Source organism: Pseudomonas agronomica (genome assembly GCF_025917275.1).
In the GTDB taxonomy this organism is placed as follows: Bacteria; Pseudomonadota; Gammaproteobacteria; order Pseudomonadales; family Pseudomonadaceae; genus Aquipseudomonas; species Aquipseudomonas agronomica.
On sequence record NZ_JAOSHO010000854.1, the window covers coordinates 1 to 1,266 of the forward strand.

1 protein-coding gene is annotated in these 1,266 nt (G+C 64.8%); it reads left to right on the forward strand.

Features of this window, described 5'->3' with window-relative positions; all coding sequences use genetic code 11:
• The coding region (gene pabB / locus OC610_RS27675; protein WP_264432708.1) for an aminodeoxychorismate synthase component I at positions 1-1,266 on the forward strand (1,266 nt) is incomplete at both ends.

The window sequence follows — 1,266 nt, forward strand, 5'->3', positions numbered from 1 at the left end:
TACACCCATTGCCCTACCGCGCCAACCCCGCCGAGTATTTCGCGGCGATCCGCTATGCCCCCGGCAGCGTCCTGCTCGACAGTGGCCGACCGAGCGCCGAACGCGGACGCTACGACCTGCTCAGCGCCTGGCCATTGGAACAACTGGCGGTACGGCCTGACGAAACTGGCAGCGATTTCCTGCGACGTCTTCGGATGCATCTGGCGCAACTGGGCCATGCGGAACTGCCAACGACGGTGCAATTGCCCTTCGCCGGCGGCTTGATCGGCTACTTGAGCTACGACTTCGGCCGACACCTCGAGGCCCTGCCCTCACAGGCACAAGATGATCTGCAATTGCCCGACGCGCGTTTCGGCCTGTACGACTGGGCGCTGATCTCCGACCACCAGGCCGGCACCAGCCAATTGGTCTTCCATCCCCATTGCGGCGAGAGTGAACGCCAACGACTGATCGAGCTATTCAGCCGGCCATCCGCAGCGCCTGCCACCGCATTCAGTCTTGCAGGCCCGATGGCACCCGACCTCAGCGCCGACGCCTATCGACAGGCATTCGAACGCATCCAGGCGTATATCCAGGCCGGCGATTGTTACCAGGTCAACTTTGCCCAGCGCTTCCGCGCCCCATGCCACGGCGATGCCTGGACCGCTTATCAGGCGCTGCGAACGGCTTGCCCCACGCCATTCTCAGGTTTCCAGAACCTGCCGGAGGGTGGCGCGGTGTTGAGCCTGTCGCCGGAACGCTTCGTCAAGGTCAGCGAAGGCCACGTCGAAACCCGTCCGATCAAGGGCACCCGGCCCCGTGGCACAACGCCCGACGAAGACGCCGCCCACGCCGCCGAGCTGCTGGCCAGCCCCAAGGACCGGGCGGAGAACCTGATGATCGTCGACCTGCTGCGCAACGACCTGGGCCGCACGTGCCGTGTCGGCTCGGTGCGGGTGCCGGAGCTGTTCAGTCTTGAAAGCTACCCGAACGTGCACCACCTGGTCAGCAGCGTGACCGGCGAGCTGGCGGAGGGCAAAGATGCCTTGGACCTGATCGCCGGCAGCTTTCCCGGCGGCTCGATTACCGGCGCGCCGAAAATCCGCGCCATGCAAATCATCGATGAACTCGAACCGACCCGACGCGGGCTGTATTGCGGCTCGTTGTTGTACCTGGACGTGCGCGGGGAAATGGACAGCTCAATCGCCATCCGCAGTTTGCTGGTCAAGGACGGGCAAGTGTGCTGCTGGGGCGGCGGCGGGATTGTCGCGGATTCGGATTGGGAGG